Genomic DNA, 22,006 nt, shown 5'->3' with positions numbered 1-22,006 from the left:
GGCGGGGAGATCGAGGACGGTAGCGTTTGGGTGCAAAAGCCTGACAATTAATCCGACGGCGGCCATTCAATCACGGGCAATGATATCGGATTACCGTTCGCATCAATTAGCTCGGCTCTGTCTATGAGCGAGAGACGAATGAAATCTATAGCGAGTTCACAGGCCTGTTCACCATCAACCCCAAATATCTGAAATGGTTTCTCCCGCAAGAACGTGCAATCAACCCGGCAACTGCTGTCGCCTTGCGTCCTGGCAACCGGAGACCAAACGTCGAGGGAAAAAGGGACGACGCTGCCATCATCCCTTTTTGCAAAGGCTTCGAACTTGAAGATTATTTTGTTCAGTTCATCCATGTATTCAGCGGGGGCAATCGATCAATTGGAATGCCTCTACGGCAGGCTTCATATCTACTCGCAGCAGTTTCATGACACCTAGCACCAGCCACCTTGCCACGATTTCTTGTTATTCCGTTACAAGTATCTGTGTCCACTTCGTATAGGTACTCGCACCTAGCCTCCAGATCATCGTCCTCATCATTTGAGTGCCGGGTAGCAATTTGTTTCCGAACTTTCTCTTGCTGGGCACTGTCCATGGACTGCCACCACGCCCAGGCCGCCAGGAGAGAGATGCCGAAGAACTCGGCGACCGCATAAGCGATTGGGGGAATAAGACCAAACGCCATTGCCTGCTGTTCCCCACCATCCGGCATGAAGCCAGCCTTTCCAGGTGGCGCGTCAGCCCCTTCATGAGAGGATAGAAACACCTGGGCTTTTGGCGCGAGGGTGCTGTTAAGGGCTTCCTCCGTTTCTCCGTATGGCCGTAGCCAGCCATCGACTTTCAGGCCGGCGGACTTCTGAAATCCTTTGATCGCATCGGGTAAATCCGCCTCCGTTTGATCGGCCTCGGAGGCGCGGGTCGGTTGTGTCGGGAACCCGGCCCAAGTAAGCGCCTGCGATAGGGCAAATACATCATGGGGCTTGTTGGCACGGCCCAGGCCGATCTCTCCCGAAAGCCCGAGAACATTGGGGCCGGCCCTGGTTTCATCTAGGCGCTGTTCAGCCAAGACTTGGCCCAACTTCGCGACGGTTTCTCCGTCCGGCTTCATCACGCCATCCCGGCGCAGACCATGCCTTATTTGAAATGTCTCGATCCCTTGGAACAGGGGTTCGTCGGGATACTCCGTCATGCCGTAGGTAGGCGCTTCGAAATGACCGAGTTTGCTTAATGCCTGCTTCGTTCGCAGGACATCATTCAGATCGGCATTGTAGGTGCGACCCAAGGTCGCGTTCAGTTTGAAGGGGGGCTTCACGTTCCGTCTCCTTGCGAATAGGCCCGCGTGCTCCGGGGAGACGACATAGACGCGCAAGCGCTCCTCGGAACACACAGGGGAAGCGGATTGCAGGCGACGGAATCTCGCGCCGGCAACCGGGTTCATTACGGGGGATCAGAGGCGTTATCCGATGTCGTAGCGCTTCGGGCCGAGTTCTCCGGAGGTAATCCCGGGCTTGGCGAAAGCGCCTATCGGGCGCGGTGGAAATTTATTTTGAGAGGATGCTTTGGAGCACCAGGAAGGAATTGGTCATCTAGAACCTTCAATAATGAACATTACCCATCACGATATTAATTGTCAATATATTCCTATTTTTCGCGCGATAGAAGCTGGCCCTAACACCAAGTCCAGTCGGCATTTTCGATCACCAAGCAGAAATGAATGGTGGGCGCGGCTGGGATTGAACCAGCGACCCCTGCCGTGTGAAGGCAGTGCTCTCCCGCTGAGCTACGCGCCCTTGCTGCATCGCCGGGTCGTTCCCCGGCGGCAAGGCGCGATCATATAAGGGGCGCCCCCCAAGGCTGTCAAGCTGGGCCTGCCGGGATGCGGATTGCGCTGGATCAAGGTTCTGCCCGCCAGGGCCGGCCAACATGGACGCGGATGGGCGGCTGTGGCAGTCTTTGCCCGCCCGCCGGCACCCCGATTTCCGCCTGCCGACCCAGGAGAGCCCGCTTGAAACCGAAGACCGCAGACGACATTGCCCGCCTGATGGCACGGGCCGGCCAGGCGTTCCGCGCCGGCAACCTGACGCGCGCCGGCAAGGATGCGGAAGACGTGCTGAAGGCCGTGCCCGACCATGGGGAAGCCCTCTATTGCCTGGGGTTGGTGCGCCACAACCAGGGCAAGGCGGTGCAGGCCATTACCCTGCTGCGCCGGGCCCTGGCCGCCCATCCGGGATTCGCCCCCTGCGCCGTGACACTGTCCAAGATGCTGCTGGAAACCGGTGACAAGGACGGCGCGCTGCGGGCGCTGCGCGACGCGCTGGCCCAAAACCCCGACGATGCCAACCTGGCCTTTGAATTGGGCCGTACGCGGATTCTGCTGGGCGACCCCGCCGGCGGGGCGGAGGACCTGGGCCGCGCCGCCGAACTGGCGCCCGAGGCGCCGCCGGTCTACGGCAGTCTGGGAATTGCTTATCAGCTGCTGGGCGACGGTGAGAGTGCCCGGGCGGCCTACGAGACGGCGATCGAGCTGGGCAGTCAGGACCCGGAGGATTATTTCAACCTGGGCACCGTCCATATGAACGCCCGCAAGTTCGACGACGCCATCGCCCTGTTCACCCGGGCGGCCGAGATGAACCCGAACCACCAGCGCGCCTTCGCCAACATCGGCCTGCTGCACGGGCGGTCGACGGATTACGCCAAGGCCATCGCCCCCCCGGAACGCGCGGTGGCGCGAAACCCGGATGACGGCCAGTCGGTAAACGAATTGATCTATGCCTACGGCGCTGAAGGGCGGGCGGCAGAGGCGGCAGCCCTCACGGAAAAGTTTCTCAAGGTCCATCCCGAGGCAATCGACCTGCACGGCCAGATGGCCTTCGTCTGGATGCGCGCGGGTGAGCCGGACCGCGCCCTGGCCGCCGCCGACCGGGCGCTGGCCGCGGGCTCGTTCCCCACGCCGTCCCTGGCCATGAAATCAGCGGCGCTGAACGAGCTGGGCCGCACGGAAGACGCCGCCAGGATACTCGACTTCGACCTGATCATGACCCGGGTCCATACGGCGCCGGCGGGATACCATTCCATGGCGTCCTTCAACAAGGACCTGGTGGATTATCTGTTGAACCATCCCAGCCTGACCTATTCCAAGGTCAATCGCTCCGTCGAGCACGGCCGCGGCACGCTGGAACTGTTCGACGGCACGGAACACGGCCCGGCCCTGGAATTGAAAAAGATGATTATGGCCATGGCCGGAGATTTCATGGCGGCCCATCCGAAGGACCCGGAGCATCCTTTCCTGGCCGACCCGCCCCGGGCCTTCGACGTCAACTGCTGGGGCACGGTGTATGATCGGGAAGGCCGCCAGCTGGTGCATTTCCACCCGCCGGCCTGGCTATCGGGGGTGTATTATCCGGCCCTGCCAGCCTCCATGAAGGACGCAGCCAAGGGGCGCACCAACAACATCGAGGGCTGGATCGAATTCGGTCGGGCCTTTCACCTGATCGGCGACCGGCGCGAGCCGGCGGTGCATCTGGTACGGCCAGAGGAAGGGATGATGGTGATGTTCCCCTCCTACTTCGGGCATCAGACCATCCCGGTCACCTCCAGCGACGAAAAACGCATTTCAATCGCCTTCGACCTCTGCCCCACCGCCGGTTGACCGGCAGACTAGCTGGGCAAACGCCGCAGCGCCGCCACCAGATCGTCGAAATGGTCGATCAGCAGATCCGCACCCAATTCCTCGACCGGCCCGTGAGCATAGCCGAAGGTGACCGCCACCGTGGCCACACCGGCCGCCTTGGCCACGTTCACGTCGTTGTGGCTGTCGCCGACCATGACCGCATCGCCGGGCGCCGCACCCAATTGATCCAGTACGTGCATCAGATGCCGAGGGTCGGGCTTGCGCACGCCGGGCACCGTGTCGCCGCCGGCGACCGCCGCGAAGAACTTGGCAAGGTCGAGGGCGTCCAGAATTTCCGCCGTCGCGCCCGCCGGTTTGTTGGTGCAGACGGCCAGTGTGCAGCCCGCATCGCGCAAGGCCTCCAGCGCCGCGACGGCGCCCGGAAAGGGCTGCGTCAGAGCCGCCGCGTTGGCTTCGTAGTGAACCGTGAACTCGGCCGTCGGGCCGTCGAGCCCACCCGCCGGCAGGCCGCCCGTGGCCAGCAGTCCGCGTTCGACCAGCTTGGGCACGCCGTCGCCGACCATGCCCGCGACCTCGTCCCGGGATACCTGACGGCGGCCCAGGCGGGCGAGCAGCCAATTCAAGGCCGCCTGGATGTCGGGCACACTATCGACCAGGGTGCCGTCGAGGTCGAACACCACAGCCTTGGGCAGGGGGCGGGCGGGTAAGTGCTCCTTAACCGCCGGCATTGCATAATTCCATTGCAAGATTCCGTAACAAACTGTGACTTGGATGACACAAGATACTGTGGCACCTTGCGGCCCGACCCTCCAGATGTTTCACCGGACACATTCACTAGGCCCCAAGGCCGCCGCCCGAACCGTTTAAAGGCCTCCGCGTTTTCATGCAAGCAAACGGAAAATTTACGACAACCGCCGTGGTCCTGGCTGCCGGATTGGGCACGCGCATGAAATCGAACCGGCCGAAGGTGCTGCACAAGGTCGCGGGGCGGCCGATGATCGGCCATGTCCTGGCGGCCCTGAACACGGCCACTGTCGACCAAACGGTTGTCGTTCTCGGCGAGAACATGGACGGCCTTGCCGCCGCCGTGCACCCCCTGCCGACGGCGATGCAGACGGAACGCCTGGGCACGGCCCACGCGGTTCTGGCGGCGCGCGATTTCATTCAGGCCCACCCGGCCGATGACCTCTTGGTCGTGTTCGGCGACACGCCGCTGATCACTCCGGAAACGCTTGGCGCCATGCTCGCGGCACGGCGCACCGCGGCCCGGCCTGGCGTGGTCGTGCTGGGCTTCGAGCCAGCCGATCCCGCCCCCTACGGCCGCCTGATCCTTGACGACGACGGTGCCCTTGCATCCATCGTCGAAGCCAAGGACGCAACACCGGAACAGCTTGCCGTGACGCTCTGCAATTCCGGTGTCATGGTCATCGACGGGGCCCGCGCCCTTGATTGGCTCAAGCGTATCGGCAATGCCAATGCCAAGGGCGAATATTACCTGACGGACATCGTCGCCATCGCCCGCACCGACGGAGCCAAAGCGGCCGTTGTCATCGGTGACGCGGACGAGGTTCTGGGCGTCAATTCCCGCGCCGACCTGTCCGAGGCCGAGGCCGTCGCGCAGCGACGACTGCGCGCCCGCGCCATGGAAGGCGGCGCCACCCTGATTGACCCGGATACGGTCTATCTGTCATGGGACACACAGCTTGGCCGCGACGTGGTGGTCGGGCCCAACGTGGTCTTCGGGCCGGATGTGCGCATCGCCGACAACGTGGAAATCCGGGCGTTCTGCCATATCGAGGGGGCCACGGTCGGAACAGATACTGTAATCGGGCCGTTTGCCCGTCTGCGTCCCGGCGCGGACCTCGCCGAAGGGGTGCATATCGGCAACTTCGTTGAGATCAAGGCCGCGTCCCTGGGTGCCGGCAGCAAGGCCAATCATCTGTCCTACGTCGGCGACAGCATTGTCGGCGCGGGTGTAAACATCGGCGCCGGCACCATCACCTGCAACTACGACGGTCACGTGAAATCCCAGACAGTGATCGGTGACGGAGCCTTCATCGGCTCCAACACGGCGCTGGTTGCTCCCGTGACCGTGGGCGCCGGGGCCATCGTCGGCGCGGGCAGCGCGATTTCCAAGAATGTCTCGGCGGGGGCGCTCGCCGTGACCCGCGCCGACCAAAAGGAAGTGAAGGGCTGGGCCGACCGCTTCAACGCCAAGCGGCGCAAGGAAAAGCAAAACCAAAAGAAAGAGGGTTAGCGGGCAATGTGCGGCATCATCGGAATTCTCGGACGAGGCGAGGCCGCGCCCATCCTGCTGGAAGGGCTTAAGCGGCTGGAATACCGGGGCTATGATTCGGCCGGGATCGCGACCCTGGTCAACGGCGCCATCGAACGCCGCCGGGCCGAAGGCAAGCTTGCCAACCTGGCTGCCCGCCTGGATGAACAGCCCATCCCCGGCACGGTCGGCATCGGCCATACCCGCTGGGCAACCCACGGCGTGCCGAACGAGGTCAACGCCCACCCACACGCGACCGACCGGGTCGCCATCGTCCATAACGGGATCATCGAAAATTACAAGGACCTCAGGGCCGAACTGATCGCCAAGGGATGCGACCTTGCATCCGACACGGATACGGAAGTGATCGTCCATCTGATCACTCAAGAAATCGTGGACGGAAAATCACCGACGGACGCGACTGCTGCTGTCCTGCGTCGGCTCGATGGCGCCTTCGCGTTGGCCATCATCTTTTCCGGTCACCACGACTTGATGATCGGAGCGCGTCGCGGTAGCCCGCTCGCCGTCGGCTTCGGCCAGGGCGAGATGTTCTTAGGCTCCGACGCTCTGGCCTTGGCACCGCTCACCGACCGCATCATGTATCTTGAAGACGGCGACTGGGTTGTACTCAACCCGTCCGGTGCCCAGGTGTTCGATAGTGGCGATGCCCCGGTGGAGCGGCCCGTGCGCCTGACCGAACTGTCGGGGGCGGCCATCGGCAAGGGCGGTTACCGGCATTTCATGCTCAAGGAAATCTACGAGCAGCCCCAGGTCATCGGCGACACCCTGCAAAGCTTCATCAATCCGGCGTCACGCACGATGACAATGCCCGGCCTGCCATTCGATCCGGCGACGCTTGAGCGCCTGACCCTGGTCGCCTGTGGCACGTCTTATTACGCTTGCCTCACGGCCAAGTACTGGTTCGAGCAGTTGGCCCGCATCCCGGTCGAGGTCGATATCGCCTCCGAATTCCGTTACCGCGAGCCGCCCATGGCGGATAACGGCGCTGCGATTTTCATTTCCCAGTCCGGCGAAACGGTCGATACCCTGGCCGCGTTGCGTTACGCGCGCGCGGAAGGTCAGGCGATCCTGTCGATCGTCAATCAACCGGAAAGCGCCATCGCCCGGGAATCGGACATGGTCCTGCACACCAACGCGGGGCCCGAAATCGGCGTCGCCTCGACCAAGGCATTCACCACGCAGCTGACCGTTCTGGCCTGCCTGGCCATTGCCATCGCCCGCGGGCGCGGCGCCATCGATGCCGAAACCGAAGGGCGCCTAACCACGGCGCTGACCGAAGTGCCCGGCCGGGCGGCGGAAATCCTCAATCACGATGAACGGCTCAAGGAAATCGCCCAGGGCATGGCTGAGGCGCGGGATGTGCTTTATCTGGGCCGTGGCACCAGTTATCCCATCGCCCTTGAAGGCGCATTAAAGCTGAAGGAAATTTCCTACATCCACGCCGAGGGCTATGCCGCCGGCGAGATGAAGCACGGCCCCATCGCCCTGATCGACGATCAGGTGCCGGTCATCGTCATCGCCCCCACGGACGCGTTGTTCGAGAAGACGGCCTCGAACGTGCACGAAGTCATGGCCCGGGGCGGGCGGGTGATCGTCATTTCCGACGAGGTGGGAGCGGCGGCCTTGTCGGACGGAGCCGAAGCCACGGTCGCCCTGCGCACCGTCGACCCCTTCGTCGCCCCCATCCTTTATGCGATCCCGGTGCAGCTGTTGGCCTATCACGTCGCCGTCATCAAAGGCACGGATGTGGACCAGCCCCGCAATCTGGCGAAAAGCGTGACCGTGGAATAGCGCAACCGCCGCTATCCGATCTCCGCCAGGAAATCATATCCTCTCAAAGAAAAACGGCCGCCCCGAAGGACGGCCGTTTCCTTACTGAAAGCTCAACCGAGCGGCAGAGCGCCGAAGCGCTGCCTTAAGCCCGATTAGAACTTAACCTGAGCACCGACCAGGAAGGTCATCAGGCTGTCGAGGGCAGTCGTCGTACCATCGACGTCCCAGAACATCACGTTGCCGTAGATGTTCGTACCCGCGGCTTTGATCTGCTGGTTGACGCCGAAGCCGAAGGCCTGACCGTCGATGCCGTCACCGGCGAGGTCAGAAGTACCCTGGAAGGTCACACCGACACCGGTGGCACCCAGCGAGTTCATATTCGCCGTGTAACCGACAGTGGCGCCATAGACCTTGTGGTCCTTACCGGAGTCCTGATCGGACGAGCCGTACAGACCAGTCAGGGAGATGCCACTGTCATGCTTGACGGAAGCGCCGAGCTGCCACTGATCAGCCGTCGTGCCAGCACCAGAAGTGTTTTCATAGAAACCACGGACACGAACCTGCAAGCCACCCATCTTGCCGTCATACAGACCGCCGATACCCCAGGTGCCCTGAGATTCCAGGCCCAGTTGGGCGCGGAAACCGTTCATGGACGGAGTTTCGTACTGAATGGAGTCATTCCGACCGCCATCAAGGGTCTTAAAGACGGTGCGAATGGACGTGGTGGACAGAGCCGCAGCCGTGTTGTCGTTACGGAATAGCATACCGGCAACCAGCAGCGAGGAATCCATACCGGCGAAGGCGCCAGCAGCATAGCCGAGGTCCAGGCCGTCGGACATGCCGTCGGAGATTTCCGACTGCTGACCCAGAGTCAGCTTACCAAACTGCTTGTGGCTGAAGTAGAGGTTAGCATGACGCTCGGAGAAGTTGCCGCCGCCGCCATCTTCAGACGACTGGCTGATGGAGCCCGGATCGTTGGACTGCATTTCGACTTCGATCTTGGCGCCAACGGAGACGGATTCGTTGACTTTGCCGGTCGCGGCGAGGCCGAAGCGGGTGGAGCCGTTATCACCGTCCTGATGGCGGTAACCGGATTCTTCACCGTCGTTGTAGAACATCATGTTGCGGTTGACCTGACCGTAAACTTTCAGGTCGGTCGCATTGCCGTTCTTGATCGAACCGGCTTCGGCGGTGGTGGCAACCGGGGCGGCGAACGCGAAAAGCGCAGCGCCGGCGGCACCAACCATAAGGGTCTTTTTGAGGTTCATTCGTTTGCTCCTAAGATGAGATTCACTCTTACAAATCCACTTTGCCCTGAAACACTGTAGGACGACGCGTTGGCAATCCTGTTCCGGACGAGGGCAGTTTAGCGGCTCGCCTCTGTTTCAAAAGCAAAATCCGCCTTGGGTGTAGATTTTTTGGAACAGTGTTGCGTGAATGCCACACTTTGCTGAGGTTTGATGAAAATCAGGGGCTTGGGTGGAGGCTTCCTGCTATTCAGCCCGCGTCAGATAGCCTCAATTGCGCAAATGTCACGGACGTGTCGCGAGTCCCCCGAATCGCGCCTTGAGGCCGCCGCGCATAGCGTCTGGGCACCCGCAGTACGGTTGAACACGGCGGCGAACATGGTTAGATGGGGGATATCGAACCGATACCCGTTCCCGCATCCGCCTGCAAAAGCGAAGGACTGCCCCTAATGCCGCAATATGACTATGACATGATCACCATCGGCGGGGGCTCCGGCGGAGTCCGCGCGTCGCGGTTCGCCGCTTCGACCTACGGCGTGAAAACCGCCGTGGTCGAAAATCTGCGTATCGGCGGCACCTGCGTCATGCGCGGCTGTGTGCCCAAGAAGCTTCTCGTCTACGCCGGTCATTTCGTCGAGGATTTCGAGGACGCAACCGGTTACGGCTGGGACGTTGGGGCGCCTGCGTTCGATTGGCCGCGGCTGATTGCCAACAAGAATAAAGAGCTGGACCGCCTGGAAGGCGTCTATCATCGCCTGCTGCGCGACGCCGGGGTGGACGAGTTGACCGGCACAGGCCGCGTCATCGACGCCCATACGGTCGAGATCGCTGGTCCGGACGGGACCCGGACCTGCACCGCGAAATACATCCTGATCGCCACCGGCGGCTGGCCGTCCCTGCCAGACATTCCCGGGATCGAGCACGCCATCACCTCGAACGAGGCGCTCGACCTGGACGCCCTACCCAAGCGGATCGCGATCGTCGGCGGCGGCTATATCGCCGTCGAATTCGCCGGAATCTTCAACGGCCTGGGCGCCGAAACCCATGTGATTATCCGGGCGGAGAACATCCTGCGCGGGTTCGATCCGGCGGTGCGCGACACCCTGCACGAAGAAATGGCCAAGAAAGGCGTCGCCATTCACCAGGAAACCACCGTCCAATCCATCGAAAAGACAGCATCTGGCTATTCCCTGCGCCTCAATGACAATGACATCCTGGAAGTCGACTCCGTCATGTACGCCACCGGGCGCGCGCCCAACACCAAGGGCCTGGGGCTGGCCGAAGCCGGCGTCGCTCTGACCACCAAGGGCGCGATCAAGGTCGACGACCATTTCAAGACCAGCGTCGACAGCATCTATGCGCTGGGCGACGTCATCGACCGGGTACAGCTGACGCCCGTGGCCCTGGCCGAAGGCATGGCCGTGGCCCATACCCTGTTCGGCAGCAAGCCGACCACGGTCGATTACGCCAATATCCCGACGGCCGTGTTCTCGACCCCGCCCGTGGGTACCGTTGGCCTGACCGAGGACGAGGCCCGCAAGAGCCACGACGTGGTTATCTTCCAGTCCCACTTCCGACCCATGAAATACACGCTGTCGGGCCGCGACGAGCGCACCATGATGAAGATGATCGTGGATAAAAAGACAGACCGCGTGCTTGGCTGTCACATGGTCGGCCTGGACGCCGCCGAAATGACCCAGGCCCTGGGCATCGCGCTCAAAGCCGGGGCGACCAAGGCGCATTTCGATGCCACCATCGGCATCCACCCAACAGCGGCCGAGGAATGGGTGACCATGCGCACGCCGGTACGCCCCGCCGAAGCGGCTGAATAGACCGCCGTCACGACAACGAATACGAAAAGCCGCCGCCGAAACTCATCGGCGGCGGCTCTCCTTTTACTTGAAGGCAGATGCGGCGTCAGACGATCTGACGCGCCTTGAGATCCGCGACCTCGTCGGCACTGAGCCCCAAGTCACCCAGGATCGCATCCGTATGTTCGCCCTTTTCCGGCGGGTGGACGACCAGCTTGGATTCGGTGCGGCTCATGCGGATCGGCTGCGACATCATCTTGGTCTTGCCGAAGCAGGTGGTCTCGCAGTCCTCGGCGATGCCCAGGTGCTTGACCTGTTCGTCGGCAAACATGCCGGCCATGTCATAGATCGGACCCGATGGCACGCCCGCCTTGTTGAACGCCTCAACCCAATCGGCGCTGGTCCGGTCCTTGGTCTTCTCGGCGATCAAGGCGTTCAAGTCATGGCGGTTTTTGGAGCGTTTTTCCGGGCCGTTGAAGCGGTCGTCCTCGGTCCACTCCGGTGTGCCCAGCACGTCGCAAAGGCGCGCCCAGATGCGCTCGCCCGCGGCGGCAATGTTGATATGCCCGTCCTTGGTCGGGAACACGCCCGTGGGAATAGAGGTCGGGTGATCGTTGCCGGCCTGGCCCGGCACCTCGTCCTCCATCAAATAGCGCGCCCCCTGGAAATCGAGCATGAAGGCCATGGCCTGCAGCAGGGACGAGGTGACCCATTGGCCCTGGCCGGATTTCTCACGCTCGATCAGGGCGATGAACACGCCCATGGCACAGAACAGCCCGCCGGTCAGGTCGGCGATGGGAATGCCGACGCGCATGGGGCCGCGGCCCGGCTCGCCGGTGATCGACATCAGCCCGCCCATGCCCTGGGCGATTTGATCAAAACCGGGGCGCTTGGCGTAGGGCCCATCCTGGCCAAAGCCGGAAATGGAGCCCAGGATGATGCGCGGGTTGACGGCCTTGAGGGCTTCGTAGCCGATGCCGAGTTTCTCCTTCACGTCAGGGCGGAAGTTCTCGATCACCACGTCCGCCCCTTCGACCAGTCGCAGGAACAGCTTGCGGCCTTCCTCTTCCTTCAGGTTCAGGGTCAGAGAACGCTTGTTGCGCTGCAGGTTCTGAAAATCGGCCGTGTGACGCTTGGCGCCCAGGGTGCCGTCGGGCTCGATGCTTTCGGGCAACTCGACCTTGATCACGTCGGCGCCCCAATCCGCCAATTGGCGGACGCAGGTGGCCCCCGAACGGACACGGGTCAAATCCAAGACCTTGATGTGGTCGAGCGCGGTCGACGCGGCGGTATGTACCATGTGTTTCCTCTCCGAAGGCGGCGTGGCCCGGTTCTTTGGCGCCCGGGCCTTGTATACAATTCAGATATGCCGTTATCGGAATTTCCAGGGCTCAGGTCAATCGTCGCGCACCCCCATCATCGCATCAGCCGCCCTTATAGGAGCCTTCCCCACCATCGCTCTCCTCATCCTCGTCCAGTCCGCGGGGATCGATGGTGATAACCTCGGGCGAGGCGCGGGGCACATGAACGAAATCCTCCTTGTCCTCGGGGAGGGGCGCCGCGCGGCGTTGCATGCGGTAGAAGGCGAAGGTTGCGGTCAGGAAATGGATGGCCGCCGAATAAGCGAAGAAGGCATTGGGGTCCGCCAATTCAACCACCACGGACGCCAGCATCGGCCCGGCGACGGCGCCAATGGCGAACACCAGGATCAGGGTCGAGGCGATTTCGACGAAGTCCTCGGGCTCGGCCTGATCGTTGGCATGGGCGATAGCGATGGCGTAGAGCGCGAAGGTAAAACCGCCGTAGACGAAGGCGAGTGCATACATCACGGCACGCGCAAGATCGCCGAACGCCATCAGGGCCAGGGCGCTGAACCCGCCGCCGACGCAGATCACGATGATCACCCAGCGCCGATCGATCAGATCCGACCACCGCCCGAGCGGCCATTGGAAGACCGCGCCGCCGATGATCAGCAGACTCATGAACAGAGACAGTTCCGCGACCGACGTCAGGGCGCTTTGCGCGAACAGGGGTACGATGGTCCATACCGCGCCGTTGACCAGCCCGACGGTCAGGCAGGCGATCACGCCGACGGGGGAAATGGCATAGACGCGAGGGATGCGGATGCGCACCTGCTGCAACGGCTGCGGCGCCGTGGTGCGCGTCAACGCCACCGGCACCAGGGCGATGGAGACCAGCACGGAGGCGACCACAAACAGCTCGAACCCAGCGGGATCGTAAAGGTTCAGCAGAACCTGGCCGACGGTCACAGCCCCCAGGTTGACGATCTGATAGAATGACAGGATACGCCCGCGGTGTTCCTTGCCGGCACGCTCGTTGATCCAACTTTCCATGACCATGTAGAGCCCGCACAGGCAGGCGCCGGTAACGAAGCGCAGCCCCCACCAGGAAACCGGATCAACCCAGACCACGTGCAGCAACTGCGCCGCCGACGCGATCGTGCCGAACACGGTGAACGAGCGGATATGACCGACCCGCGCAACGACGCGGGGCGCCCAGAAACATGCCAGGATGTAGCCCATATAGAAGGCCGCCCCCATGACGCCGATGGCGAAGGGGGAGAAGTCCTCGATCCCGGCGCGCACGGGCAGCAGGGTGCCCTGAAGCCCGTTGCCAGCCAACAAGATGCCGAAACTAAGGAACAGGGCGGAGACGGGGATCAGAATAGCGACCATGTCGTTTCTTCCATTTCCTTATACCCTAAGCGGCCCACGCCCCCTAGTCCGGCGGCATCCGCATTACGGTCTTCCAGGGCGGTGGTCAGCCGTTGAAAGGGCTGCCGACACCGCCGGCCAATATGATGCCCAGAACGATCATCCCGGTGCCGACCCATTGCGTCACGGAAAGGTGTTCACCGAACAAGAACACACCGGCAAGCGGCACCAGGATGAAGCCCAGCGCAATGAACGGATAGGCCGTGGACAAGGGCATTGTGCGCAACAGCGTTACCCAAATGAATGTCGCAACGCCATAGATGGCAAACGCGCCGAGCAGCCACTTGTTCGTGAATGACTGAAAAATGCTGTCCAGGCCGGCGCCTGACAGGGCGGCCTTCTTGAAGCAGATCTGCCCGGCGACAATCATCAGCAGGAAACCGGCGAGCTTGAGATAGGCCATTATCATTGTTTCCTTATTCGGCGCAGACGATCCACGCCGTGCGCGACTAGATGGACGATGACTGTGGCGCCGCTGAGCGCGAACACGGCGATTAGGGGCTCGTTGTAGCGAACCACGTTGACGGACACAAACGCGTAGAGCCCCAACATGAAATAAGGCGGCAGACAGAACACCAAGAACGGACCCGCACGGCCGTGGCGGGCAAGAATCCAGATACAGGCCGGTAAAAGGATGAACCCGATCAGGCTGGCGTAATTGCCGACCCATTGACCGCGCAGAGCGAGCGACAGCGTGACCGCCAAATGCTTGCCGAGATCATGCCATACATATTCCCTGAGCAGATAGCCGAGCGGATTGTCCTGTGCCCCGGAAGCGGCCCGCACATCAAGAAAGAACTGGCCGCGCCCCATCATGTAGAAGGAGTCTGGATGGTACCAGGAGAGGCGCCGGACCTGTTCTTCGGAAAACAGCACCGTCGCCAAGCCGTCCCCGAAATCAGGCAGCCAGTAGATCAAGCTGATTCCCCATTCCCGCCAGGTCATGAGGTTATAGGGCAGGCGTTCAATCAGGACCTTTGGGCCATAACCACCGCTGATTCCGGCAAGATCGAAGCCGACATAGTTCCTGATCCACCAGGGCGCCAGGATTGCGGCCGCGCCGGCGGCGAAGCACGCGGCAGCGGCGGCGGCGTCAGTCCACATCCGACCGCGCCCAACGCGCCACCACACAATGATCACCGGCACCATGAAGTAAAGAAGGTATACATAGGATGCCCGCGTGAGCGCTGCGCCGGCAAGCGCCGCGCCGGCCAACATGGCGTCACGCCGCGCGGGGGTCGGGTCGGACAGGATGCGGGCCAGCATCCAGCTAAACAGTCCAACAAAGAAGAAGGTCGGGGTTTCCGTCAGGATCAGCCCGGCGTAATGGGTGAAACACTTGGTCGCCAACACGATCACCAGCGTCAGCCAGGCGATCCGCGCATCCCCGGTAAGCCGATGCGCGGCCAGGAAGGTGAAAAACGCCGTGAACGCCGTGAGGACAGCTTGAGCAACGAACAACGTCGTTAACCCGTTGAGGTCGCAGACGGCACCGTCCTGGGAAACACATTTCAAGGCCTGCGCGAGGTCCCCGTCGAAAATGGCCAGCACACCGACAAACATTGGATAGACCGGCCCGAAAAACGTCCCCAGAATTTCATTCGCCCGCCCCCAATCCGACACCATGGCATCCGCCAGCGACGCGGCCATACCGGCGTACTGCATGGCGTCGGCGACCGGGCGGGTATAGGGCGGGACCAGCGCCTGAAACAGGGCGACGATCAGGCAAACGGCGCATGCAAGAACCGCCTGGGCGCGGTCCTGGTGCAACAAGCGGGCATATGCCGAAACGGTTTGCACGTCGATCACCTTGATTATCTGGGCCTGTCCGGGACGGCCGATCCGGCCCGCGCGACTTGTATTCACCCGGCAAGAACGATGCAACCGGTCGGCACGCATGCGAATGTTGTCGAACACCGTTTCTTCGCTATCATTGCCGCCGCACGTCGCACAAGGGAGGATCTCCACATCAAAGCAGCACCCACCCTGTTCGAGCCCCCTGCCCGCCCGCAATATGCCCCGGGGGATCACACCCCCCTGTTCGCCTGCCGCGATTCCGATGGCCGGACCTTCGAGTTCTATTCCGCCGTCACCGGCGCGCCGACGGTCCTGTTGTTCACCGGTGGCCAAAACCTTGCGGAAATGATCTCGGGCGGACTCGACCCGGCGGTGCTCGGCGCCAGCGGCGCACAGGTCGCGACCCTGGTACCGGGCGACACCACCGTGGCAGCGGCCCAGAAGGAGGCCGCCGGCTGGCCGCACCGGGTGATGGCCGACCCCGGGTCCGAGATCACCAACGGGTTCGCGGGGCTGTCCGGCGTCGCGGCGCCGGCGATCTATGTGCTTGACCCCAATCAGCGCCTGATCGGCGTGCGCGGGCTCGGCGGCGGGGCCGCGGGCTTGGACGGTTGGCTGGCCGAAATGCTGACCCAGGCCCGGCACGGCCGCGACCAGGCCGTGGTTCAACGGGCGGCGCCGGCACTGCTTGTTCCCCGTGCGTTGGAGCCTGAGGACTGCGCCTGGTTGATCGGCCTGTGGCACAACGGCCCGCGCGACGACGGCACGGTCGCCGTGGGATCGTCGGCCGGCGGCGGCGTGCAGGTGGTGCCGACGACCAAGCGGCGCGAAGACTATTACATGCGCGACAAGGCCCTGGAGCAGAAGCTGCTGGATCGGCTGATGCCGCGTCTGGTGCCCGAGGTGTCGAAAGCCTTCCATTTCGAAGGCTATACGGTCGAGACCTTCAAGATCGGCTGCTACAAGGCCGAGAAGGCCGGGTTTTTCACCGTCCATCGCGACGACACCAGCCCGGCGACCAAACACCGCAAGTTCGCGGTGACGCTTAACCTGAACACGGATGAATACGAAGGTGGTGATTTACGTTTTCCCGAATACGGCCCGGAACTGTACCGCCCGGAAAAAGGCGCCGCGGTGGTGTTCTCATGCTCTCTGCTGCACGAGGTCCTGCCCGTGACCCAGGGCCACCGTTTCGTATTGCTGACCTTCCTGAACGTGCCCGTCCAATAACCGAAAACCCAACAAGCATCGCTGGGGCCCGCCGGGAGCGGACCTTTCTCCAAGAACTTGTCGGTTATTTTCGGAAAAAAGGGGAAATGGCGCGCCCGGGAAGATTCGAACTCCCAACCTCCTGATCCGTAGTCAGACGCTCTATCCAGTTGAGCTACGGGCCCTTGTGACTGACCCCCCAAAGGGCCCCCGTCAGGAAGGAGCCGGACACTACTCCAGCACTTCTCCGTTTGCAAGCGCTAGGAGGCGTCCTGGATTAAAGGTCGTCAAACGCCGAATCTTCGTATTAAAATAGGAACTTGTGGTGCTCCGGGCCATTGAGTACACTCGCCCGGAAACTGAGGGGTGGGGTATGTTTATGCACATACCCGCTGGGGATTTAAAAACAACTCCGGTTTATTATCGGAGAAGAACCAAGGGCTCGCGGACGAGATGGGTTTTCCGAAACTGAGAGTTCTTTTGGCGGGGGCCGTGATTTTCACGGGGGCATGTTCATTCGACGAGGACCTTTGGCCCTCGTTGAGCGCATCCGAGCCTTCTGCCAAAACAACGACAGAAACCGCGCAACCGGAAGCGGCTTCGCCGCAAACGGCGAGCGCGCAAGACGCCGCATCGCAGCAAACGGCCGTTTTGGCGGCCAATCAGCCTGCCCTGGGTTCGACCAAGTTCGTGCCGACCGGCGTCACGCCGGGCGACGTGACCGGAACCTTCGTCGGCAAGAAGGTCCAGGAACTGCGCGATGAGTTGCAGAAGCTGCAAAGCTCGATCCTGCAGCACAACGAACAGCTTCAGTCCGTGCGCTCGCGCATCGTCGAAAGCTCGCAGCAGTACCACGGCACCATCGCCGCCGTTAAATCGCGCCTGCAGGTCGGCACGACCCGCGGCAACCCGGTTCTCGTGCAGCAGTTCAACACCGCGCAGCAGGACCTGAACCGGCTCAGCCAGGACATCGGCGAGATGAACAAGCTGTCCACCGGCGTGGCCTCGGATTCCACCCTGGCATCGTTCCTGACGGAAAGCGTGCGCGCCGCCTTCAAGGTGTCCGGCGCCGTCGACGAGGACCACCGCCAGCTTGCCATTCTCGAGGACGAGGTCGACCAGACCGTCGTCCTGATCGACCGCCTGCATCGCGAAGTGACCGAGGACGTGCGCCGCCAGTCGACCTGGATCGGTGCCGAACAGCGCAATCTGGTGCAGATTTCGGCCGGCATCCGCCAGGGCGAATCGCTCGGCTCGTCGCTGCTTGACGCCGCCGTCACCGGCCGCGGCCCAAGCGCCAATCAGGTTGCCGCCCCCGCCGACACGTCGGGCCGTCGCCCCCTGGTCGTGATCCGCTTCGACCGGCCGAACGTGCCCTATCAACAAGCTCTGTACACGGCCGTCAGCCGCGCCCTTGAAACCCATCCGGCCGCGGTGTTCGACCTGGTTGCGGTGGCGCCTTCGGCCGGTGGGGCCGCGCGCGTCGCGATCAACACGAACAAGGCCAAGCGCCACGCCGAAGACGTCAAGCGGTCGCTGGTGGAAATGGGCCTGCCGCCGACGCGGGTGGCCGTGTCCGCCAAAACCCTGGCCGCCGCCAAGACAAACGAAGTTCACTTGTACGTTCGTTAAAGCACGACATTCACTGCAAATCCGGATAACCGGCGTCAGCGTGGGCGCCGGTTTTTCCGTTTCTGTGACCCTGTTATCCGGAACCTCCGCCCTTGGGAAATACGGGCAGCCCCGTTAATATTCCGGCATGACAATCCCCTCGCCGCCGGAACGCATCGTCACCTGGGCCGAAGTTCATTCGGACTCGCGTGCCCTTGCCGGCCGCCTGCTGAGCACACCGCCCCCCGGCCGCTGGGCCGCCCCCTGGAAGGGCATCGTCGCGATCACTCGGGGCGGCATGGTGCCGGCCGCCGTCCTGGCCCGCGAAATGGGCATCCGCCTGATCGATACCTTGGCCATCGCCAGCTATGACGTGAAATCCCAGGGCCGGGTGCGGCTGCTCAAGACGCCGGACGCCGCCACCACTGATAAAGGGGCGGGCTGGCTGCTGGTCGACGATCTGGTGGATACGGGGGCAACGGCGCGGGCGGCGCGGGACCTGTTGCCGGACGCCCTGTTCGTCACGCTGTACGCCAAGCCCGCCGCCCGCGACCTGCCGGATATCTTCATTCACGAGGTGGCGCAGGACACCTGGGTGCATTTTCCCTGGGATACGGAAGATCGGGACGGGACACTTGCCTATGCCCCGCCGCTGGCCGGCCGGGAAACGCCATAAGGCGGCCTTAGGCCTTGGGCTTGACGCCCTCGACGTGCTCCGCCAATTGCTTTTCCAGCTCGACCAGATCCGACGGCAGGTTCGCCCCCGTGGCCCGCAACTGATTGAGAAGCTCCAGAAGCCGCAGGTGAACCTCGTGCAGGTCCTCCGGCTGTTCTTCCATTTCCGTGAGCGCCATGTTGATGGCGGCGATAAGTTCTTGGCTTTCCATGACCACAGTCTAACACCCCTGCCGCCTGCCGCCTATTGACCTGGGTCAAATGCGCCGTGTTCGGCGGACTTGCGGGGGCCAGGGACCCGGCTTAGGCTTCTCGCCAAGAGGAGACATCAAAAAATGACCAACCCCAGCGAGACTTACAAGCTGTACGCCATCAAGTACGGCACTCACGACCCGCGGCCCCAGTCCCAGAACTTCATGCAGCCGCCCGACCCCCATGATGCACCCTATCCCATCGACTATTTCGTCTGGGCCTGCGTGTCGGAAAACCGCACCGTGATCATCGACACCGGCTTCAACGAAAAATCGGGCTGCGGGCGCGGGCGCACCATGTTCCGCTGTCCGGTGGAAAGCCTGAAGCTGATCGGCGTCGACCCGGCCGAAGTCACGGACGTGGTCATCACCCATATGCACTATGACCACGGCGGCAATTTCGACAAGTTCCCCAAGGCGACCTTTCACATCCAGGACCGGGAAATGTCCTATATCACCGGGCGCTACATGCGCTATCCGGTGCTGCGCAATTCCTTCGACGTGGATGATGTCTGCCTGCTGCTGCGCGAGTTGTACAAGGACCGGGTCGAATTCCACGACGGCGACGAGGAATTGTTCCCCGGCCTGACCCTGCTCCATGTCGGCGGCCATACCCAGGGCATGCAGTTCGTGCGCGCCTGGACCGAACGCGGCTGGGTCGTGTTGGCGTCGGACGCCATGCATCTGTTCGCCAACTGGCGGCACAAGAATCCGTTCCCCACGGTCCTGCATATCGGCGACATGCTGGAAGGCCACCGAAAGGTCGCCCGCCTGGCCGACAGCCCGGACCACGTGGTACCGGGCCACGACCCCCTGGTGATGGAAATGTATCCGGCCCCCAGTGACGATCTGGCCGGCATCGTCGTGCGGGTCGACGTCGCCCCGTCGAAGCCGATACCGGCGTGATCGGACCGATCATGACCGAAGCCTACAAGCTGTACGCCATCAAGTACGGAACACATGCGCGCACGGCCGCGCGCAACTTCATGCAGCCGCCCGACCCCCATGACGCCCCCTATCCCATCGACTATTACGTCTGGGCCTGCGTGTCGCAGAACCACACGGTCGTCGTCGACACGGGCTTCACCAAGGAAGCCGCCGAAAGCCGTGGCCGCGGCTGGCACCGCTGCCCGGTGGACAGTCTGAACCTGGTCGGCATTGATGCGGCCGAGGTCACGGATGTGGTCATCACCCATATGCATTACGACCACGGCGGCAATCTGGACCGCTTTCCCAAGGCGACCTTCCATATTCAGGACCAGGAAATGGCGCATATGACGGGACGCTATATGCGCTATCCCGTGCTGCGCCACAGCTACGATATCGAAGACGTCTGCGGCATCGTGCGCGAGTTGTACAAGGACCGGGTCGAATTCCACGACGGCGATACGGACCTGTTTCCCGGCCTGACCCTGCATCACGTCGGCGGCCATACCCAGGGCATGATGTTCGTGCGCGCCTGGACGCAACGCGGCTGGGTCGTGCTGGCATCGGACGCCATGCATCTCTACGCCAATTGGCTGGACCGCAACCCCTATCCCACGGTGGTGCATATCGGCGACATGCTGGAAGGCCACCGAAAGGTCGCGCGTTTGGCAGACAGCCCGGAGCATGTGATCCCCGGCCACGACCCCCGCGTCATGGACCGCTATCCGGCGCCGTCGGACGACCTCAAGGACATCGTCGCGCGTGTGGACCTTCCCCCCCATGGAAATTAAGGAAAAGACCCGCCGCCGCGCGACCCTGGCCTCCTGCTGCGCGGCGCACAGCCTGCAGGACGGCCTGACCGACCTGCTCTATGTCCTGCTGCCCGTGCTGGCGCAGTCGTTCGGCCTGACTTATGCCCAGGTCGGCATCATCCGCGCCGCCAACCGCGCCGCCATGACGGCCTTCGAGCTGCCGTCGGGTATGCTGTCGGAACGCATCGGCGAACGCATTCCCATCGCTTTCGGCCTGCTGGCCGCGGGGGCGGGCTATATCGCCCTGGCCTGGGCCGACGGTTTCACGGCTGTGGTCGTCGTCCTTCTGTTCGCCGGGATCGGCGGCGGGTTCCAGCACACGTTATGCTCCACCCTGGTCAGCACCGTGTTCGGCAACCAGGGCCGGCGCGCGGCGCTGGGCACCTACAATTCCTTCGGCGACGTGGGCAAACTGACCTTCGCCGGTCTGTTTACCCTGTCGATCGGCGCGGGCATCACCTGGCAGAACATGACACTGGCCTTCGGCGCCGCCACCATGGCGGCGGGGCTGATCGTCTTCGCCGTGCTTGGCCGCGCCGACGCGGGCATGGCCCCGAAACCCGCCGAAGGGACCGACAGCCCGGGTCTGCTGGGCGGCTGGGGCATCCGCGACAGGGGGGCTTTCGCCGCACTTTGCGCCATCGTGCTGCTGGATACGGTGGTGCAGGGCGGGTTCCTGACCTTCGTCGCCTTCCTGATGATCGAAAAGGAGTTGCCGACAGCACTCGGCGCCTTCGCCGTGGTGCTGACCCTTGCCGGCGGTGCCTTCGGCAAGTTCGGCTGCGGCTTCCTGGCGGAAAAACTGGGCGCCGTCCGCTCCCTGGTGCTGGTCGAGATCTTCACCGCCCTGGGCATCGTCGCCGTTCTACTGCTGCCGACGCTGCCGGCCTATTTCCTGTTGCCGGTATTGGGCATGGTGCTGCAGGGCAGTTCGTCCGTCACCTACGGCGCCGTCGGCGACCTGATCGAACCGCAACGCCAGGCGCGCGGGTTCGCGGTGATCTATTCCATCGCCACGGCCTCGATGATCCTGGGCCCCATGGCCTTCGGCGTCGTCGGCGATACCTACGGCCTGACCACGGCCATGCTGGCCATGGCCGCGACCATCCTGCTGCCGCTGCCCTTGTGCCTGGTCATGCGCCGCGCCATCGCCGCCCATTACACCTGATCCCCTGACTCGCCGGTGGACCTGGTGCCGGAAAAACAATAGCGTTGGCCGTATGATGTCCGAACG

Annotated in this window: 19 protein-coding genes and 2 tRNA genes; 10 read left to right on the top strand and 11 right to left on the bottom strand. The window is 62.9% G+C overall.

Annotated features, from left to right (window positions below):
- Positions 1 to 47: 47 nt before the first annotated feature.
- From KFF05_01185 to KFF05_01175, 3 genes are all read right to left on the bottom strand, one after another.
- Entirely contained in the window at positions 48 to 353 is a 306-nt protein-coding gene (locus KFF05_01185; protein UTW52038.1) for a hypothetical protein, read from the bottom strand.
- Positions 341 to 1,309: a hypothetical protein gene (locus KFF05_01180; GenBank protein ID UTW52037.1), complete on the bottom strand. Its 969-nt coding sequence runs from the start codon at positions 1,307 to 1,309 to the stop codon at positions 341 to 343. Before KFF05_01180 ends, KFF05_01185 begins: the two co-directional genes overlap by 13 nt.
- Positions 1,310 to 1,712: 403 nt before the next feature.
- Positions 1,713 to 1,787, bottom strand: a tRNA-Val gene (locus KFF05_01175).
- A 215-nt stretch (positions 1,788 to 2,002) separates the two neighbouring features.
- On the opposite strand from KFF05_01175, the gene KFF05_01170 reads away from it, so the two are divergent.
- Positions 2,003 to 3,646 (top strand): tetratricopeptide repeat protein, encoded by a 1,644-nt coding sequence (locus KFF05_01170; GenBank protein UTW52036.1) that lies wholly within the window; start codon positions 2,003 to 2,005, stop codon positions 3,644 to 3,646.
- A gap of 8 nt (positions 3,647 to 3,654) precedes the next feature.
- On the opposite strand, the gene gph is transcribed toward KFF05_01170, so the two are convergent.
- A complete protein-coding gene (gene gph, locus KFF05_01165; protein UTW52035.1) occupies positions 3,655 to 4,356 on the bottom strand; it encodes a phosphoglycolate phosphatase in 702 nt (233 codons plus the stop codon).
- Positions 4,357 to 4,511: 155 nt separating this feature from the next.
- Between gph and glmU the strand changes: the two genes are divergently transcribed.
- Both glmU and glmS read left to right on the top strand, forming a co-directional pair.
- On the top strand, positions 4,512 to 5,885 hold the full coding sequence (gene glmU, locus KFF05_01160) for a bifunctional UDP-N-acetylglucosamine diphosphorylase/glucosamine-1-phosphate N-acetyltransferase GlmU (GenBank protein ID UTW52034.1): 1,374 nt from the start codon (positions 4,512 to 4,514) through the stop codon (positions 5,883 to 5,885).
- Positions 5,886 to 5,891: 6 nt separating this feature from the next.
- Positions 5,892 to 7,715, top strand: coding sequence for a glutamine--fructose-6-phosphate transaminase (isomerizing) (gene glmS, locus KFF05_01155; protein UTW52033.1), 1,824 nt, complete (start codon positions 5,892 to 5,894; stop codon positions 7,713 to 7,715).
- A gap of 134 nt (positions 7,716 to 7,849) precedes the next feature.
- On the opposite strand, the gene KFF05_01150 is transcribed toward glmS, so the two are convergent.
- Positions 7,850 to 8,965, bottom strand: coding sequence for a porin (locus KFF05_01150; GenBank protein ID UTW52032.1), 1,116 nt, complete (start codon positions 8,963 to 8,965; stop codon positions 7,850 to 7,852).
- Positions 8,966 to 9,393: 428 nt separating this feature from the next.
- Here KFF05_01150 and gor point away from each other — a divergent pair, with 428 nt between their 5' ends.
- Positions 9,394 to 10,776, top strand: coding sequence for a glutathione-disulfide reductase (gene gor, locus KFF05_01145; GenBank protein UTW52031.1), 1,383 nt, complete (start codon positions 9,394 to 9,396; stop codon positions 10,774 to 10,776).
- 85 nt (positions 10,777 to 10,861) lie between these two features.
- Here gor and KFF05_01140 read toward each other — a convergent pair whose 3' ends face one another.
- From KFF05_01140 to KFF05_01125, 4 genes are all read right to left on the bottom strand, one after another.
- A complete protein-coding gene (locus tag KFF05_01140; GenBank protein ID UTW52030.1) occupies positions 10,862 to 12,055 on the bottom strand; it encodes a CoA transferase in 1,194 nt (397 codons plus the stop codon).
- Positions 12,056 to 12,179: 124 nt separating this feature from the next.
- Positions 12,180 to 13,451 (bottom strand): MFS transporter, encoded by a 1,272-nt coding sequence (locus tag KFF05_01135; protein UTW52029.1) that lies wholly within the window; start codon positions 13,449 to 13,451, stop codon positions 12,180 to 12,182.
- Positions 13,452 to 13,536: 85 nt separating this feature from the next.
- Positions 13,537 to 13,893 carry an EamA family transporter gene (locus KFF05_01130; GenBank protein UTW52028.1) on the bottom strand — a complete coding sequence of 119 codons (357 nt, stop codon included), beginning with the start codon at positions 13,891 to 13,893 and terminating at the stop codon, positions 13,537 to 13,539.
- 2 nt (positions 13,894 to 13,895) lie between these two features.
- Complete coding sequence (locus KFF05_01125) at positions 13,896 to 15,389, bottom strand: hypothetical protein (GenBank protein UTW52027.1); 1,494 nt, start codon at positions 15,387 to 15,389, stop codon at positions 13,896 to 13,898.
- On the opposite strand from KFF05_01125, the gene KFF05_01120 reads away from it, so the two are divergent.
- Entirely contained in the window at positions 15,369 to 16,517 is a 1,149-nt protein-coding gene (locus KFF05_01120) for a 2OG-Fe(II) oxygenase (protein ID UTW52026.1), read from the top strand. The two genes, KFF05_01125 and KFF05_01120, sit on opposite strands and share 21 nt — an antisense overlap.
- Before the next feature lie 87 nt (positions 16,518 to 16,604).
- On the opposite strand, the gene KFF05_01115 is transcribed toward KFF05_01120, so the two are convergent.
- Positions 16,605 to 16,681, bottom strand: a tRNA-Arg gene (locus tag KFF05_01115).
- Between the two features lie 307 nt (positions 16,682 to 16,988).
- Here KFF05_01115 and KFF05_01110 point away from each other — a divergent pair.
- Positions 16,989 to 18,128, top strand: a complete 1,140-nt coding sequence (locus KFF05_01110) for a hypothetical protein (protein UTW53524.1) — start codon at positions 16,989 to 16,991, stop codon at positions 18,126 to 18,128.
- Between the two features lie 127 nt (positions 18,129 to 18,255).
- On the top strand, positions 18,256 to 18,783 hold the full coding sequence (gene gpt / locus KFF05_01105) for a xanthine phosphoribosyltransferase (GenBank protein ID UTW52025.1): 528 nt from the start codon (positions 18,256 to 18,258) through the stop codon (positions 18,781 to 18,783).
- A gap of 7 nt (positions 18,784 to 18,790) precedes the next feature.
- Here the strand turns inward: gpt and KFF05_01100 are convergent, their stop codons facing one another.
- Positions 18,791 to 18,994: a hypothetical protein gene (locus tag KFF05_01100; GenBank protein ID UTW52024.1), complete on the bottom strand. Its 204-nt coding sequence runs from the start codon at positions 18,992 to 18,994 to the stop codon at positions 18,791 to 18,793.
- 123 nt (positions 18,995 to 19,117) lie between these two features.
- Here KFF05_01100 and KFF05_01095 point away from each other — a divergent pair, with 123 nt between their 5' ends.
- Genes KFF05_01095 through KFF05_01085 form a run of 3 tightly spaced genes read left to right on the top strand, consistent with a single transcriptional unit; the run spans position 19,118 to position 21,940 of the window.
- Complete coding sequence (locus KFF05_01095) at positions 19,118 to 19,939, top strand: N-acyl homoserine lactonase family protein (protein ID UTW52023.1); 822 nt, start codon at positions 19,118 to 19,120, stop codon at positions 19,937 to 19,939.
- A gap of 11 nt (positions 19,940 to 19,950) precedes the next feature.
- Positions 19,951 to 20,751, top strand: coding sequence for an N-acyl homoserine lactonase family protein (locus KFF05_01090; protein UTW52022.1), 801 nt, complete (start codon positions 19,951 to 19,953; stop codon positions 20,749 to 20,751).
- Positions 20,741 to 21,940, top strand: a complete 1,200-nt coding sequence (locus KFF05_01085; protein ID UTW52021.1) for an MFS transporter — start codon at positions 20,741 to 20,743, stop codon at positions 21,938 to 21,940. The genes KFF05_01090 and KFF05_01085 overlap by 11 nt, the downstream gene beginning before the upstream one ends.
- Positions 21,941 to 22,006 lie beyond the last annotated feature (66 nt).

Source organism: bacterium SCSIO 12827, from assembly GCA_024397995.1.
Classification (GTDB): Bacteria; Pseudomonadota; Alphaproteobacteria; order Rhodospirillales; family Casp-alpha2; genus UBA1479.
Note: the sequence above shows the minus strand (reverse complement) of the source record. Positions and strands in the feature narration are given on the sequence as shown.